This window comes from Roseobacter phycocola (assembly GCF_042055075.2).
Taxonomy (GTDB): domain Bacteria; phylum Pseudomonadota; class Alphaproteobacteria; order Rhodobacterales; family Rhodobacteraceae; genus Roseobacter.
Genome location: NZ_CP194010.1, coordinates 2046015 through 2061543, shown reverse-complemented (window position 1 = coordinate 2061543; position 15529 = coordinate 2046015). Strand labels below are relative to the sequence as shown.

The 15529-nt window shown below is 59.9% G+C and carries 15 protein-coding genes; all 15 read left to right on the top strand.

Annotated elements, in window-relative coordinates; translation table 11 throughout:
- Positions 1-216: 216 nt before the first annotated feature.
- The 15 genes from AB4K19_RS10130 to ribD all read left to right on the top strand — a co-directional run bounded on the left by AB4K19_RS10130 (position 217) and on the right by ribD (position 15526).
- Entirely contained in the window at positions 217-1602 is a 1386-nt protein-coding gene (locus AB4K19_RS10130) for a Glu/Leu/Phe/Val family dehydrogenase (protein ID WP_375230874.1), read from the top strand.
- Between the two features lie 30 nt (positions 1603-1632).
- Positions 1633-2220 carry a DUF6151 family protein gene (locus tag AB4K19_RS10125; RefSeq protein WP_375228258.1) on the top strand — a complete coding sequence of 196 codons (588 nt, stop codon included), beginning with the start codon at positions 1633-1635 and terminating at the stop codon, positions 2218-2220.
- A gap of 109 nt (positions 2221-2329) precedes the next feature.
- Positions 2330-3583: a sarcosine oxidase subunit beta family protein gene (locus AB4K19_RS10120; RefSeq protein WP_436397473.1), complete on the top strand. Its 1254-nt coding sequence runs from the start codon at positions 2330-2332 to the stop codon at positions 3581-3583.
- Positions 3584-3649: 66 nt separating this feature from the next.
- Positions 3650-3928 (top strand): sarcosine oxidase subunit delta, encoded by a 279-nt coding sequence (locus AB4K19_RS10115; RefSeq protein ID WP_375228257.1) that lies wholly within the window; start codon positions 3650-3652, stop codon positions 3926-3928.
- Entirely contained in the window at positions 3918-6854 is a 2937-nt protein-coding gene (locus AB4K19_RS10110; RefSeq protein WP_375228256.1) for a sarcosine oxidase subunit alpha family protein, read from the top strand. Before AB4K19_RS10115 ends, AB4K19_RS10110 begins: the two co-directional genes overlap by 11 nt.
- Entirely contained in the window at positions 6847-7392 is a 546-nt protein-coding gene (locus tag AB4K19_RS10105; RefSeq protein WP_375228255.1) for a sarcosine oxidase subunit gamma, read from the top strand. Before AB4K19_RS10110 ends, AB4K19_RS10105 begins: the two co-directional genes overlap by 8 nt.
- Before the next feature lie 27 nt (positions 7393-7419).
- Complete coding sequence (locus AB4K19_RS10100) at positions 7420-7725, top strand: hypothetical protein (protein WP_375228254.1); 306 nt, start codon at positions 7420-7422, stop codon at positions 7723-7725.
- 96 nt (positions 7726-7821) lie between these two features.
- Positions 7822-9774 (top strand): DNA primase, encoded by a 1953-nt coding sequence (gene dnaG / locus AB4K19_RS10095; protein ID WP_436397471.1) that lies wholly within the window; start codon positions 7822-7824, stop codon positions 9772-9774.
- A 120-nt stretch (positions 9775-9894) separates the two neighbouring features.
- Positions 9895-11877, top strand: a complete 1983-nt coding sequence (gene rpoD, locus AB4K19_RS10090) for an RNA polymerase sigma factor RpoD (protein ID WP_375228253.1) — start codon at positions 9895-9897, stop codon at positions 11875-11877.
- A 9-nt stretch (positions 11878-11886) separates the two neighbouring features.
- A complete protein-coding gene (locus AB4K19_RS10085) occupies positions 11887-12414 on the top strand; it encodes a hypothetical protein (RefSeq protein ID WP_375228252.1) in 528 nt (175 codons plus the stop codon).
- Between the two features lie 145 nt (positions 12415-12559).
- Positions 12560-12835 (top strand): HlyU family transcriptional regulator, encoded by a 276-nt coding sequence (locus AB4K19_RS10080; RefSeq protein WP_375228251.1) that lies wholly within the window; start codon positions 12560-12562, stop codon positions 12833-12835.
- 126 nt (positions 12836-12961) lie between these two features.
- Positions 12962-13375 (top strand): hypothetical protein, encoded by a 414-nt coding sequence (locus tag AB4K19_RS10075; protein ID WP_375228250.1) that lies wholly within the window; start codon positions 12962-12964, stop codon positions 13373-13375.
- Positions 13376-13414: 39 nt separating this feature from the next.
- Complete coding sequence (locus AB4K19_RS10070) at positions 13415-13831, top strand: secondary thiamine-phosphate synthase enzyme YjbQ (protein ID WP_375228249.1); 417 nt, start codon at positions 13415-13417, stop codon at positions 13829-13831.
- A gap of 133 nt (positions 13832-13964) precedes the next feature.
- Positions 13965-14432, top strand: coding sequence for a transcriptional regulator NrdR (gene nrdR, locus AB4K19_RS10065; RefSeq protein ID WP_169639892.1), 468 nt, complete (start codon positions 13965-13967; stop codon positions 14430-14432).
- 17 nt (positions 14433-14449) lie between these two features.
- On the top strand, positions 14450-15526 hold the full coding sequence (ribD, locus tag AB4K19_RS10060) for a bifunctional diaminohydroxyphosphoribosylaminopyrimidine deaminase/5-amino-6-(5-phosphoribosylamino)uracil reductase RibD (RefSeq protein ID WP_436399538.1): 1077 nt from the start codon (positions 14450-14452) through the stop codon (positions 15524-15526).
- Positions 15527-15529 lie beyond the last annotated feature (3 nt).

Below are 15529 nucleotides of genomic sequence, written 5' to 3'. Positions count from 1 at the left end.
CTGCTCGCATGTCTGCGTTAACCATCCGTTAACGCTTTTCCATGAACGCTGACGTGATGCATCGGCAAAGTTTTCATACTGCCTAAAAAACTGGCACACTTCAGGTTGTCAGCGTAGGGTCGGGGTGTCGTTCCCGGGCAATTACGCCCGACCAGAAGGAGAGAGAACTTGACACAGAATGCGCGCGAACCGAGCTTCCGTGAGAGTGTGGACCAGATGTTCAACCGGGCCGTTGGCCTGATGGACCTTTCGCCGGGCCTCGAAGAGAAGATAAGGGTTTGTAACGCCACCTACACCGTTCGTTTCGGTGTCCGCCTGCGCGGCGAGATCAGGACCTTCACCGGTTACAGGTCGGTGCACTCCGAACATATGGAACCGGTTAAGGGCGGCATCCGCTATGCGTTGGGCGTCAATCAGGACGAGGTTGAGGCGCTTGCGGCGCTGATGACCTACAAATGCGCCCTCGTAGAGGCTCCGTTTGGTGGCTCCAAAGGTGGTTTGTGTGTCGATCCGCGCGAATATGAACCGCATGAACTCGAACTCATCACACGGCGCTTTGCCTATGAGCTGATCAAGCGTGATCTGATCAACCCGTCACAGAACGTACCTGCACCCGATATGGGCACAGGCGAACGGGAAATGGCCTGGATCGCTGATCAGTATAAGCGCATGAATACAACGGACATCAACGGCAATGCCTGTGTCACCGGCAAGCCACCAAACGCAGGCGGTATTGCAGGCCGTGTCGAGGCGACAGGCCGCGGTGTGCAATATGCGCTGCGGGCCTTCTTCCGGGACGGCGAGGGCATGAAAAAGGCCGGAATGACCGGCGATCTGTCCGGCAAGCGCGTCATTGTGCAGGGGCTGGGCAATGTGGGCTATCACGCGGCTAAGTTCCTGATGGACGAAGACGACAGTATTATTGTCGGCATCATCGAACGGGACGGTGCGCTGTATAATCCTGAGGGTCTGGATGTGGAGAGCATCCGAAGCTGGATTGCAAAGCATGGCGGGATTTCGGGGTATTCCGACCGGCACCAGGTGGCTGATGGGGCATCGGTGCTGGAAGAAGACTGTGATATTCTGATCCCGGCGGCGCTTGAAGGCGTGATCAATCTGTCCAACGCTGACCGGATTAAAGCACCGCTGATTATTGAGGCTGCGAACGGCCCCGTAACGGCGGGAGCGGATCAGGTCCTGCGCGAAAAAGGCACGGTCATCATTCCGGATATGTATGCCAACGCGGGTGGTGTGACGGTCAGTTACTTTGAGTGGGTCAAGAACCTCAGCCATATCCGCTTTGGCCGGATGCAACGGCGCCAGGAAGAATCTCGCCACCAGTTGCTGATCAATGAGCTGGAACGGCTGTCCACGGACACTGGCGTTGGCTGGCAGCTGAGCCCGGATTTCAAGCAGAAATACCTGCGTGGTGCGGGCGAGCTTGAACTGGTGCGTTCGGGCCTCGATGACACGATGCGCATTGCCTACGATTCGATGGCACAGGTCTGGCATGCCCGTGATGATGTGGACGATCTGCGCACTGCGGCGTATCTTGTCGCCATCGAAAAAGTTGCATCGAGCTATCAGGCCAAAGGTCTCTGATCCTGCCCGCGCAGCGGGAAAGGATCTGCAATGACCGACGCCCTTTTTTCCTGCAACTGCGGCACGCTGAAAGGCGTGCTGCACGACGCCGCACCGGCAAATGTCTGCCATCTGGTGTGTTACTGCAAAGACTGCCGCGCCTTTGCGCGCCATATGGGACAGGCAGCACAGCTTGAACCGGGTGGTGGCAGCCCGCTGGTCCAGGTGTTGCCCGCACGGATCGATATCACCGAAGGCGCTGACCGGATTGCCTGCCTGAGACTGTCGCCGAAAGGACTGCACCGCTGGTATGCATCGTGCTGCAACACACCGCTGGCCAATACAGTGGGGTCTCCGCGCATGCCGCTTGCCGGTATGTGGCGCGGACTTTTTGAGCAAACAGAAGTCTTTGGTCCGGTGGTCACCCGTGGGTTTACCAAACATGCACTGCGGGAGCGTGGCGCGCCCAAACGGGACAAGGGTATCCTGCGGATGATGTCCGGGTTGATCGGCAGGGCCGTGCCTGCATGGATGTCCGGCACCGCGCGGCAATCACCGTTTTTTGACGATGCGGGCCAGCCGGTCACGGCGCCGGTCGTACTGGAACTGTCTGTGCGCAATGCGCTTTACAAAGACTGATACCCGATCACGGCAGGTCATTCTCTCTGCGACATTATTGGTCGGTTTCAGTCGTAGATCACGTCAGGCAGTGTTGTTAGGGTGCCTCTGACAACATGGAGTGGCACACGTGAAATTCTCTGGCCTGCGCGTACTCAGAGAGGGTCTGACCGGCAACAAAGGCTGGACGCCTCACTGGCGCGATCCTGAGCCGAAATCCGAATACGACGTGGTGATCATCGGCGGTGGCGGGCATGGTCTTTCGACGGCTTACTACCTCGCGAAAAATCACGGGATCACCAATGTCGCAGTGCTCGAAAAAGGCTACATCGGGGGCGGCAATGTCGGGCGAAACACGACGATTGTGCGCGCAAATTACTTTTTGCCCGGGAACTCGGAATTTTACAGCCATTCGCTGAAGCTCTGGGAGGGGCTTGAGGCAGAACTGAACTACAATGTCATGCATTCACAAAGGGGCCTGATCAATCTGTTCCATTCGGATGGTCAGCGTGATGCTTTCGTCAGGCGCGGTAATTCAATGCTGGCGCAGGGGGATGACGCGATCCTCCTCAGCCGCGAGGGCGTGCGAAAACATCTGCCATATCTTGATTTCGACAACATCCGTTTCCCCATCTACGGCGGTCTGCTGCACCCGCGGGGTGGCACCGCCCGGCATGATGCGGTTGCCTGGGGCTATGCCCGCGGAGCAGACCAGCGGGGCGTTGATCTGATCCAGTCCTGTGAGGTCACGGGCATTGATATCGATAATGGAAAGGTTACCGGCGTTCAGACCACGCGCGGCCCGATCCGGGCAAAAAAGGTGGCGATCGTGACTGCCGGACGTTCCGGCCAGGTGGCCGCCATGGCGGGCATGCGCCTGCCCATCGAAAGCCATGTGCTGCAGGCCTTTGTCACCGAAGGTCTGAAGCCCGTGATCAATCATGTGGTCAGTTTTGGCATGGGGCATTTTTACATGAGCCAGTCGGACAAGGGCGGGCTGGTTTTCGGTGGGGATCTTGATTTCTATGCGTCTTATGCCAGCCGCGGGAACCTGCCGCTGAAGGAGCATGTGATGGAGGCGGGCATGACGCTGATGCCGATGATCGGCAAGGCGAAGGTGCTGCGGTCCTGGGGGGGGATCATGGACATGACGCCTGATGGATCGCCGATTATTGACCGCACGGATACTGAAGGGCTCTTCATCGACTGTGGCTGGTGCTACGGCGGGTTCAAGGCCGTGCCCGGTTCCGGCTGGGCCCTGTCGCATCTGGTGGCAACAGGCAATCATCATGAAAGTGCGGCGCGGTTCCGGCTGGATCGTTTCCGGACGGGGCGGGGGCTCATGGATGAAGAGGGCACCGGCTCTCAGCACAACCTGCACTGAGGGCGTGGATATGACGGGAGCCTCCGGCGGGGATATTTCAGGCCAGAAGAATGAGGGAGCGCGCAAATGCGGCTGACCTGTCCGATCTGTGGCGCGCGTGACCGCCGGGAGTTTTATTACATGGGGGATGCCGTGGCGGTGAGTCGTCCGGCACCGGATGCCGGTGCTGATGTCTGGGACGATTATGTGCATCTGCGCGATAATCCGGCCGGTGTGACGCGCGATCTCTGGCAGCATGAGGGGGGCTGTGGAGCCTGGGTGGTGGTGACGCGCAATACGGTGACCCACGAGGTTGTGTCAACCGAGCTTGCACGCGGCAGTGCCGGAGGCGCGCATGCGGGTTGAGGGTAAGGGGCTGATCGACCGGTCCCGCAGTATGCGGTTCCAGTTTGATTCCATCGGATACACCGGTTTTGGCGGCGATACTGTGGCTTCTGCATTGCTTGCGGCCGGGCAGCGGGTTGTTGCGCGCTCTTTCAAATATCACCGTCCGCGGGGGGTGATGACGGCGGGAAGTGAGGAGCCGAATGCGCTTGTCACAACCGGCCGTGGTGCTGCGACCGAGCCGAACGTGCGGGCCACTGTGCAGGAGGTGTTTGACGGTCTGGATGTGCGCAGCCAGAACGCCTGGCCCTCCCTGAAACACGATGTGATGGAACTGAATGATCTGGTCTCGCCGTTTTTGGGGGCTGGGTTTTATTACAAGACGTTCATGTGGCCGCGCGCGTTCTGGGAGCGGCTGTATGAACCGGTGATCCGGCGTGCAGCCGGTCTTGGTGCGCTGAGTGGTGCGCATAATGAGGACAGATATGAGCGGGCATGGGCCTTCTGCGATCTGCTGGTGATCGGTGCCGGGCCTGCGGGGTTGATGGCGGCGCTGACAGCGGCCCGTGCCGGCGCGGATGTGATCTTGGCGGACGAAGACAGCCTGCCGGGCGGGCGGCTGAATGCTGAGACGCATCAAGTGGATGGACTTGCTGGCAGTGCCTGGGCTGCCGCCGCAGTGGCTGAAATGGAAGCGATGGAAAACGTGCGCCTGATGCGGCGTACCACGGTCACCGGTGTATACGATCAGGGCACATATGGTGCGCTGGAGCGGGTGAGCCATCACCGCAGTGCTTTTGTTCCCGGCCTGCCGCGTGAAACCTTCTGGCGGATTGTGGCGCGCCGTTCTGTGCTGGCAGCCGGTGCGCTGGAGCGGCCGGTGGCCTTTGAAAACAATGACCGCCCCGGCATCATGAATGCGGGCGCAGTACGGGCCTATCTGAACCGGTGGGGTGTTCTGGCCGGGCAGCGTGTTGTTGTATTCGGCAACAATGACGGTGCGCATCGGACGGCCCGTGATCTGCTGGCGGCCGGTGCCGAGGTTGCAGCCGTGGTGGACAGCCGGGCAGATGTCAGTCTCGCGAGCAGTGACTACCCTGTGTATTCCGGCGCTGTCGTCACAGGCAGCACGGGGCGGATGGGGCTGACATCCGTGTCCGTCCGGGGTGCTGGTATGACGCGCAACATAGATACGGATTGTCTGGCCGTGTCGGGCGGATGGAACCCGTCGGTGCATCTGACCTGCCACATGAACGGTCGTCCCACATGGCGCGAAGATATTGCGGCATTTGTGCCCACACCGGGTTCGGTTCCGGGGATGTACGTGGCGGGGGCCTGCAATGGCGATTTTGAGACCGGAGACTGCCTGAGGGCTGGTGCTGCAGCCGCGCGGGATGCGCTGAGTGATATCGGTCTGAAGGCGAAAACCGGCGACGTTCCGGTAACGGATGACACGGGTTTTGCCGTCAGTCCGTTTTGGGAGGTGCCAGGCGACGGGCGGGCCTGGCTCGATTTCCAGAACGATGTGACTGTCAAGGACGTACGCCAGGCAGCGACCGAGAATTTCCGGTCTGTGGAGCACATGAAGCGCTACACAACGCAGGGAATGGCGCCGGATCAGGGCAAAAATTCGAACGTTGCAGCACTGGCGGTTCTGGCGGATGCGACCGGACGTGGCATTCCGGAGACCGGGACAACGACGTACCGGCCCCCCTTTGTTCCGGTATCCATTGCGGCACTCGGTGCGGGGGCCCAGGGCGTTGGGTTTGCGCCGGAACGGTTCACAACATCTCACGATGCCAGCACAGCGATGGGCGCGCCGATGATCGAGGCGGGGCTTTGGTACCGGCCGTCCTATTTCCCACAGGCCGGGGAGACGACCTGGCGGCAATCCTGTGACCGCGAAGTGGGCTTTGTGCGTGGGGCTGTTGGTGTCTGTGATGTCTCGACACTGGGCAAGATTGATATTCAGGGGCCTGGTGCCGCAGCACTGCTGGATTTTGTCTATACCAATACGTTTTCCACGCTGCGCGAAGGGCGTGTACGCTATGGCCTGATGCTGCGCGAGGATGGTCACGTGATGGATGACGGGACCACCGCGCGCATGGGACCTGAGCATTTCGTGATGACCACGACCACTGCTGCGGCTGGGAACGTCATGCGGCACCTCGAATTTGTCAGCCAGGTTCTGCGCCCTGAACTGGACGTGCGGCTGACGTCGGTCACAGAGCAATGGGCGCAGTTTGCCGTCGCCGGACCAAAATCACGCGACCTGCTGAACGGACTGCTGGACAAACCGATCGATAACGACAGCTGGCCCTTCATGTCCTGCGGTGATGTCACCGTCTGCGGCATTCAGGGGCGCCTCTTCCGCATCTCCTTCTCGGGAGAGCATGCCTACGAGGTGGCGGTGCCTGCGCGGTATGGCGAAAGCCTCTTCCGCCTGCTGACAGAGCGAGCCACTGAAATGGGTGGTGGTGCTTACGGTATGGAAGCGCTCAATGTGATGCGGATCGAGAAGGGGCATATCACGCACGCGGAAATCCACGGGCGGACAACAGCCTTTGATATCGGGTTCGCCAGGATGGTCAGCGCCAAAAAGGACTGTATCGGCCAGACGATGGCCGCGCGGGAAGGGTTGACGGATCCGCAGCGCCAGCGTCTGGTCGGGCTGAAGCCGGTGAGTGTCACAGGCGAAATGACAGCGGGCGCGCATCTTTTTAACACCGGGGCGCTGATGAGCCGGGAAAACGACCAGGGGTATGTTACTTCGGTCGCCTATTCGCCGTCACTCGGTCATATGATCGGACTTGGATTTATCGAGCGCGGTCCGGAGCGGATCGGGGAAACCGTGCGGCTGGTGGATGGCCTGCGGAAGATCGAAACAGATGTTGTGATCTGCGCCCCTGTGTTTGTGGATGCCGAAGGAGACCGTCTGCGTGGCTGATCTGATTGCAAAAAGCCCATGTGCGGAACTCCTGCCGGTCAGTGTGGGAAGCGTGACGCTGGAAGAAGCTGATCCCGGTATCATGACAACACTTGCGCCCTGGCAGGGCAGGGAAGAGGCGCTGTCGCAGGCGCTGGAAGCAGCGCATGGCATGCGCTTTCCTGCGCCGAACCGCGCGACAGGGCGTGCAGGTGCGCGGGCGATCTGGTTCGGGCGTGACATGGCGCTGCTGATGGGACCGTCACCCGATCCGTCGCTCGCAGGGCATGCGGCCCTGACGGATCAGTCGGATGCATGGGCGGCGGTTATGCTGACCGGCGCCGGATCGGACGACGTACTCGCACGGCTTGTGCCCGTTGATCTGCGGCCTTCCACGTTCCGGCGTGGACATACTGTGCGCAGTCAGGTGATGCATATGAATGCATCGGTCACCCGGACCGGTCCGGACAGCTTTCTGATCCTTGTGTTCAGGTCCATGGCGCGGACACTCGTGCATGAGCTAAAAACAGCTATGGAAGGTGTCGCGGCCCGGGGTTAAGCTGGCGAAAATTACCGGAGGTTTCCCATGTTGCGTATTGCTGTTCCTGTTGTTCTCGCCCTGACCGCGCTGCCGGTGGCGGCCCAGACCGAAAAAGAGATCAGCTGTGGTCATCAGTCTGATGTTGTTCAGGCCGTGAAACAGGCGCGTCTGGATGGCGTCAAGGAACGCGATCTCCCGTCCAGTCTGTCTGCAGATGCAACCTGGCCGGAAAAATACAACAACATCATTCCGTTGCTGGCACCGTCCATCTACGAGAAATCGCGCAAGGATCTGAAAACAGAAGATCTGAAGACCTGGTGGTACACCGAGTGCCTGAAGCTGGGCCAATAAGCACCCGCGCGGGCCGCGTCCTGCGCTGACAGCTTAATCGGCCGGGGGCGGCGGGTTGCGTCTGGACTCGGTGGCGGGGCTTGCCGATAAAGTGTTATGAGCCTGCCTCCCGGATTCCTTGATGAACTGCGTACACGTCTGAGCCTGACCTCAGTCGTCGGGCGCAAAGTGATCTGGGATCCGCGCAAATCCAATCAGGCAAAGGGTGACATGTGGGCGCCCTGTCCGTTCCACCAGGAAAAATCCGCGTCCTTCCACGTGGATGACCGGAAAGGGTTCTATTACTGCTTTGGCTGCCATGCCAAAGGGGATGCGATCTCATTTGTCCGCGAGACCGAAAACGTGGGCTTTATGGAGGCCGTGACCATTCTGGCCGGAGAAGCGGGGATGACCATGCCTGCCCGCGACCCGAAGGCGCAGGAAAAGGCCGACAGGCGCACTGAACTTACGGACGTCATGGAGATGGCGGTGCGCTTCTTCCGGCTGCAGCTCAATACAGGCGCTGCGGCACCTGCGCGCGATTACCTCGACCGCCGTGGACTGGACGCCGCAACGCTGGAGCGGTGGGAAATCGGTTTTGCACCTGATCAGTGGCAGGGGCTCTGGGATCACCTCAAAGGCAAGAACGTTGCGGATGAGCTGATCCTTGGTGCCGGGCTGGCCAAGCCATCTACAAAGGGGGGTAAGCCCTATGATACCTTCCGGGGGCGCATCATTTATCCGATCCGCGATGCGCGGGGCAGGACAGTGGCCTTTGGGGGCCGCGCGATGGACCCCAATGACAACGCTAAATACCTAAATTCGCCGGAGACCGAGCTCTTTGACAAGGGGCGAAATCTGTACAACCACGGCCCCGCGCGGGCGGCCGCCGGAAAGGGCCAGCAACTGATTGTGGCGGAAGGCTACATGGACGTCATCGCGCTGGCGTCTGCCGGGTTTGAGGCGGCAGTAGCCCCGCTGGGCACCGCGATCACCGAAAATCAGCTGCAGATGCTGTGGCGTATCGCGCCGGAGCCCGTCATCGCGCTTGATGGCGACACTGCCGGTCTGCGTGCGGCCATGCGGCTTATTGATCTGGCGCTGCCGCTGCTGGAAGCGGGGCGTTCTTTGCGGTTTGCTCTTATGCCCGAGGGGCAGGACCCCGACGATCTGTTGCGCGCCCAGGGGGCGCCGGCCCTGCAGAAGCTCCTTGATGACGCCATGCCGATGGTGAGCCTTCTGTGGCAGCGTGAAACCGACGGGCGGGTATTCGACAGCCCGGAACGCAAGGCTGCGCTCGACAAAGCGCTGCGTGAGAAAATCCAGCTGATCGCGGATCCTTCCATTCGCAAACACTATGGCGAAGCAATCAGGGAACTGCGGTATCAGCTGTTCCGGCCACAACGGACCAGTGGCGGGCCGCGCGCCTCGCGTGGTGCCTGGAAGCCGGGTGCCGAAAAGGCGATGCCGACCACGCGGGCGTCAGTTCTGGCGACAGCCGAAGGCGAAGCTGCAACTGCGCGGCTGCGCGAAGCGGTCATTCTGGCGGTGCTGGTCACCAGCCCTGAGATCATTGAAGAATTCGAATCCGGGCTGGAGCAGATGGAGTGTTCCGATCCGTTCCACGATACACTGCGCAATACGCTCCTGCGGGTCGCCGGGCGGCCGGAACAAGACTGCCGCGATGCGCTGACGGAAATTATCGGGGCGGACGCCCTTGAAAACCTGCTGTCACAGCGCCACGTGTCGGTGGTGCCGTGCATCCGCGCACCGGGAGATACCGACCGGGCCCGCATGACGGTTAATGAAGAGCTGGCCAAGCTGACGAGCGAACGCGGGCTCTCCGCAGAAATCAGTGAAGCTGCCGAAGATCTTACTGGGGAAGCTGACGAAGGGCTGACCTGGCGACTGTCAGAAGCCGCCCGTGCTGCAGATGTTGCGCGACGCAGCGGGCAGGAAGACAGAGCGGAGTACGACGTAAGTGAGAACGGGATGCGAATCAGTCGTGATGAACGCAGTGCCTTCGATGCGCTGTTGCAGAGCATAGCGAAGCAAAAAACGCACGATTAACCATATTTGAACCCCGTGAATGCAGAAAACATGGGTTATCGGGTGGAAGATTCCCCCAAAACACGAGATGATTCTTGAGTGATTCGGCGCAGCGAATCGATTCGGATGCAGGAGTTTTGAATGGCCGCGAAAGACACCAGCGAAGACGCCAAGCCCGACGACCAGGAGTCCGGTCACTCGCTCGACATGAGCCAGGCTGCCGTCAAAAAGATGATCGGCGAGGCCCGCGAGAAAGGCTACATCACCTACGACCAGCTCAATACGGTTCTGCCACCTGATCAGGTGAGCTCGGAGCAGATTGAGGACGTGATGTCGATGCTCTCTGAAATGGGCATCAACATCATTGAGGACGAGGACGCTGAGGAAGAAGAGGCCAAAGGTTCCACCGAGCTGACCACCACCGATGGTGCGCGTGAAGTCGCCGTGTCGTCCGGCACTACTGAAAAACTTGACCGTACCGATGATCCCGTCCGCATGTACCTGCGCGAAATGGGTTCTGTGGAGTTGCTGAGCCGCGAAGGCGAGATCGCGATTGCCAAGCGCATCGAGGCCGGCCGGAACACAATGATTGCGGGTCTGTGCGAGAGCCCACTGACCTTCCAGGCGATTACAATCTGGCGTGACGAACTCCTGTCAGAGGAAATTCTGCTGCGCGATGTGATCGATCTCGAAGCGACGTTCGGCAACCAGATGGACGAGGATGGCGCGGTTGACGAACCTGTCGTGGCCGCCGATGGCACTGCTGCCAAGAAAGAGGACCAGGGCCCGGAACTGGATGCTGATGGCAACCCGATTGCCCAGGACGATGACGACGACGAGGACGAACAGGCCAACATGAGCCTCGCGGCCATGGAAGCAGCCCTCAAGCCACAGGTTCTCGAAGCGCTCGATATCATCGCAGACGATTACGTCAAACTCAGCGAGATGCAGGACAGCCGGATTTCCGCGACGCTGAACGAGGATGGCACGTTCTCCGAGGCGGACGAGGAACTCTACCAGAAACTGCGCTCGGAAATTGTGCTGCTGGTGAATGAACTGCACCTGCATAACAACCGTATCGAAGCGCTGATCGACCAGCTTTACGGCATCAACCGCCGGATCATGCAGATTGACTCCGCTATGGTGAAACTCGCCGACCAGGCGCGTATCAACCGCCGCGAATTCATCGGGGAATACCGTGGGTACGAGCTGGACCCGAACTGGATGGAGCGGATGGCCGAGAAATCCGGTCGTGGCTGGCAGATGTTCATCGAACGCTCCACCGACAAGGTCGAAGAACTGCGCGCAGACATGGCGCAGGTCGGCCAGTATGTTGGTCTTGATATCTCTGAATTCCGCCGCATCGTGCAACAAGTGCAGAAGGGCGAAAAAGAGGCGCGTCAGGCCAAGAAAGAGATGGTCGAAGCGAACCTGCGACTCGTGATCTCAATCGCCAAAAAGTACACGAACCGCGGCCTGCAGTTCCTTGATCTTATTCAGGAAGGCAATATCGGCTTGATGAAGGCGGTCGATAAGTTTGAGTACCGCCGCGGCTATAAATTCTCCACATATGCGACATGGTGGATCAGGCAGGCGATCACCCGGTCCATCGCGGATCAGGCGCGCACGATCCGTATTCCTGTGCACATGATCGAGACGATCAACAAGCTGGTCCGGACGGGCCGCCAGATGCTGCACGAGATTGGCCGCGAGCCGACGCCGGAAGAGCTGGCCGAGAAGCTGCAAATGCCGCTGGAGAAAGTCCGCAAGGTGATGAAAATCGCTAAGGAGCCGATCTCTCTTGAGACGCCGATTGGCGACGAGGAAGATAGCCAGCTGGGTGATTTCATCGAGGACAAAAATGCTGTGCTGCCGCTGGATAGCGCCATTCAGGAAAACCTCAAGGAAACCACAACCCGCGTGCTGGCCTCGCTCACACCGCGCGAGGAGCGCGTGCTGCGCATGCGGTTCGGCATCGGCATGAACACCGACCACACGCTCGAAGAAGTGGGCCAGCAGTTCAGCGTGACCCGCGAACGTATCCGTCAGATCGAGGCGAAGGCGCTGCGTAAGCTGAAGCATCCGTCGAGGTCGCGCAAATTGCGGAGTTTCCTGGATCAGTAACGCGTCCGCATGAGCACGTTCGAGGGGGATCACCGTCGTTCGGTTGCTCGCAGAATGGTTGTGCTGGCCGAAGATTACCTGGCCGACGAAGCGCTTCTTTCCCGCAGCGCAGGTTCAAGCGGATCAGGCGCAGCAATGCTTGGTTTGATCGGGTTCGAGATTTTTCTAAAGGCTATTGCGGTGCTTGAAACCGGGATCCGCCCCCACAACCATGACTTTTCCAGGATCTGGAATGGCCTTCCGATGTCTGTGCGTGAGAAACTGCTGACTGATGCTAAAAGTCGTCATACGGTTCACGCGGATTTCCGGGATCCTGAACGGTTGTTCGCAGCTTTAAAGAAGGCTTTTGAAACAGGACGCTACTTCTACGAAGTAAACGACAATCTGACCGATGCGGAGGCAAAAAAGGCTGGCGACGACTGGGTTTCGGGAGGCGGTGCCTCTGAAACAGCTGACATTGCATATTACCCATTGGAGCGGGCAGCACTGATCTGGGCATTCCGCAGATATTGGCAGGCACAGAAACCTCTTAACTGACCAATCGTCGAGCCAAATAAGTACGGGTAGCATTTCCGCCACGCGTTTTGGCACATCTGATGCAGCGACTGATCCGCTAGGTGACGCCCTTTCCAGCGTATGCGTGGCGCGCTACTTTGAACGTCACAAGAACAGGGGAACACCAATGGCATTTTTCAAAAACCTATTCGGCGTCGGTGGGAAAAAAACGCCCGAGGTTGAAGCCGTGACCCACAAGGGCTTCCGCATCACACCAACACCGATTGCCGAGGGGAATACGTTCCGCATTTCGGCGACCGTCGAAAAAGAGATTGATGGCGAGATGCGCAGCCACACCCTGATCCGCGCGGATACCCTGCAGGGGCTGGAGGCCGCACAGGAAGCGTCGGTCAGCAAGGCAAAGCAGGTCATTGATGAGCAGGGAGACCGGATTTTCCGGTGACGCCGGTCCCGGACCGTTGTCTGAGGCGCACAGGTCTGCCGGAACTGCACCGCGCCACAGTTGCACCCTTTGGCGGATGCAAATTGCCAGGCTAGGGTCGCATCGTCCGTTGCGTGGAGGAATGAAATGCGTGCGATGCTCTCCGGAATATGTCTGGCACTCTGGGTGTTGCCTGCGTTGGCCCAGTCCTATCTCGCGGTCAATCGTCTCGACGTTGTGCCGATGACGCAGGACACTTTCGAAGTGATTGAAAGCCGGGGCGCGGGGGCCAGTGCGATCTGGTGCGCCGCAGCAGACTACACCATATGGGCCGGGCGGGACGGACCCCGCAAACGTCTGTACGTACTGACGCCCCGTGGTCCGTCACGGACACGCGCGGGCGCGACGGCTGTGGCCTACACTCTGACGCCTGATGACCGGCTCAGGAACACACCGCCATCCTATTCGGTATCGGTCCGCCGCGAGGGCGAAAACCTTGCAGTTTTCCATGCTCATAACTTTTGCGATGTGTTTGTTGATGAACTGCTGGACAGGTTCTGAGCCTTTACAGATGTGCCGTATCGGGGGCAGCCTGCGGTCATGAAAGTGATCGAACTGGATACGAACGGGCCGGGGCTCTACGAATTTACAAGACCCTTTGCGCAGATGCTGCTGGATGAGGGCGACGGTGTTGCGGTGCTTATGGTGCGGCATACGTCTGCATCACTTCTCATTCAGGAGAACGCTGATCCGGATGTGCAGGACGACTTGCGCGCGTTTTTTGACCGCCTGGTGCCCCCGGCCGATGACCCGTCAATGCGCTACCTGCGACATACGCTTGAAGGGCCGGATGACATGCCGGCTCATATTAAGGCGGCGATGATGCCTGTGAGCCTGTCGATCCCGGTTGTTGGCGGGCGTCCTGCGCTGGGGACGTGGCAGGGGGTTTATCTCTTTGAACACAGACGGCACCCGCACCGCCGTCAGATTGCCCTGCAGTTTCTGGCGTCGCGGTAAAGCCACGATCCGCCACTAAATCGGGGGTCCTGATTTCCCCTCTACCCAAAACTTAGTCTGTCGCCTATAAGTATCGCCAAGTGGGGCGCTGATCCCACAAAAGAGGCAGAGAACTGGAGAAGGGGGACGGCCCATGCGCTGCCCGTTTTGCGGAAATATCGATACTCAGGTAAAAGACAGCCGGCCGGCGGAGGATCATGTTTCGATCCGGCGGCGCCGGTTCTGTCCGGCCTGTGGTGGCCGTTTCACGACGTACGAACGTGTACAGCTGCGCGATCTTGTGGTGATTAAATCCAATGGCAAGCGCGAGGATTTTGACCGCGATAAACTTGAACGGTCGATCCGGATTTCCATGCAGAAACGCCCCATCGATCCGGAGCGTATTGACCAGATGATTTCAGGTATTGTCCGGCGGCTGGAAAGCATGGGCGAAACCGATATCAATTCCAAACAGATCGGTGAGATCGTCATGGAAGCGCTCGCCCGTATCGACACAGTTGCGTACGTGCGTTTTGCCAGTGTTTACAAGAACTTCCAGGCGGCTGACGATTTCGACAAATTTGTAAGTGAGCTGCGGCCTGACGTGCCGCCCGAAGAGTGAACGAAGACACGCGGTTCATGGCGATGGCGCTCGAACTCGGGCGCCGAGGTCTCGGCCGTGTCTGGCCCAATCCGGCCGTGGGCTGCGTCATTGTACGGGACGGTTTCGTTGTGGGTCGCGGATGGACGCAACCAGGGGGGCGTCCGCATGCAGAGACGGTCGCACTGGCTCAGGCGGGGGGAGCTGCCCGGGGGGCCGATGTTTACGTGACACTTGAACCCTGTGCCCATCACGGAAAAACCCCACCCTGTGCTCAGGCGCTCATTGATGCGGGTGTGGCGCGCGTTGTCTATGCCACACCGGACCCGGACCCGCGCGTTGCCGGTCGCGGTGGCAGCATGCTCGAAGAGGCGGGCATAAAAGTGGACACCGGTGTTCTGCAGGACGAGGCGCTGGATGCCAATGCGGGCTTTTTCGCGCGGATTGAACTGGACCGTCCCTTCCTGACGCTCAAGCTTGCCTCCAGCTTTGACGGACGTATTGCCACCGGTACGGGTGAAAGCCAGTGGATCACGGGGCCTCAGGCCCGGCGTCATGTGCATGCGATGCGGGCGCGTCACGATGCGGTCATGGTGGGCGGGGGCACGGCGCGCAAGGATGATCCTGCGCTGACAGTCAGGGGGCTGGGGACGGACTGGCAACCAGCGCGCGTTGTGATCAGCCGGCGGCTGGACCTGCCGCTGATGGGAACACTGGCCAGAACCGCGCAGGAAACACCGGTTATTCTGTGCCATGGCCGGGATGCGGACCCGTCTCTTGTGCGGACCTGGGAAGACCTGGGTGCCGTCCTGCTGCCCTGTGCTGCGGTCGGTGCACAGCTCGATCCGGGCGACATCTTGCGTCAGCTGGCCGGTCATGGTCTGACGCGCATTTTCTGCGAGGGAGGCAGTGCGCTTGCGGCCTCGCTGATCGAGGCCGACCTGGTGGATCAGCTGGTTGGATACACTGCCGGGCTCGGAATAGGAGCGGAGGGGCTGCCGTCGGTTGGTGCGCTGGGGCTGGGACGCCTTGACCAGGCGGCCCGGTACAGGCTTGTTTCCTGCACGCAGGTGGGTGGGGATGTTCTGCACATCTGGCGCCGGCCACGTTCCTGATCC

Excerpts from the sequence above, each read along its gene's own strand:
- AB4K19_RS10130 (WP_375230874.1), top strand. The coding sequence starts at position 217 with ATGTTCAACCGGGCCGTTGGCCTGATGGACCTTTCGCCGGGCCTCGAA.
- AB4K19_RS10125 (WP_375228258.1), top strand. The coding sequence starts at position 1,633 with ATGACCGACGCCCTTTTTTCCTGCAACTGCGGCACGCTGAAAGGCGTG.
- AB4K19_RS10115 (WP_375228257.1), top strand. The coding sequence starts at position 3,650 with ATGCGGCTGACCTGTCCGATCTGTGGCGCGCGTGACCGCCGGGAGTTT.
- AB4K19_RS10110 (WP_375228256.1), top strand. The coding sequence starts at position 3,918 with ATGCGGGTTGAGGGTAAGGGGCTGATCGACCGGTCCCGCAGTATGCGG.
- AB4K19_RS10100 (WP_375228254.1), top strand. The coding sequence starts at position 7,420 with ATGTTGCGTATTGCTGTTCCTGTTGTTCTCGCCCTGACCGCGCTGCCG.
- dnaG (WP_436397471.1), top strand. The coding sequence starts at position 7,822 with ATGAGCCTGCCTCCCGGATTCCTTGATGAACTGCGTACACGTCTGAGC.
- rpoD (WP_375228253.1), top strand. The coding sequence starts at position 9,895 with ATGGCCGCGAAAGACACCAGCGAAGACGCCAAGCCCGACGACCAGGAG.
- AB4K19_RS10085 (WP_375228252.1), top strand. The coding sequence starts at position 11,887 with ATGAGCACGTTCGAGGGGGATCACCGTCGTTCGGTTGCTCGCAGAATG.
- AB4K19_RS10080 (WP_375228251.1), top strand. The coding sequence starts at position 12,560 with ATGGCATTTTTCAAAAACCTATTCGGCGTCGGTGGGAAAAAAACGCCC.
- AB4K19_RS10075 (WP_375228250.1), top strand. The coding sequence starts at position 12,962 with ATGCGTGCGATGCTCTCCGGAATATGTCTGGCACTCTGGGTGTTGCCT.
- AB4K19_RS10070 (WP_375228249.1), top strand. The coding sequence starts at position 13,415 with ATGAAAGTGATCGAACTGGATACGAACGGGCCGGGGCTCTACGAATTT.
- nrdR (WP_169639892.1), top strand. The coding sequence starts at position 13,965 with ATGCGCTGCCCGTTTTGCGGAAATATCGATACTCAGGTAAAAGACAGC.
- ribD (WP_436399538.1), top strand. The coding sequence starts at position 14,450 with ATGGCGATGGCGCTCGAACTCGGGCGCCGAGGTCTCGGCCGTGTCTGG.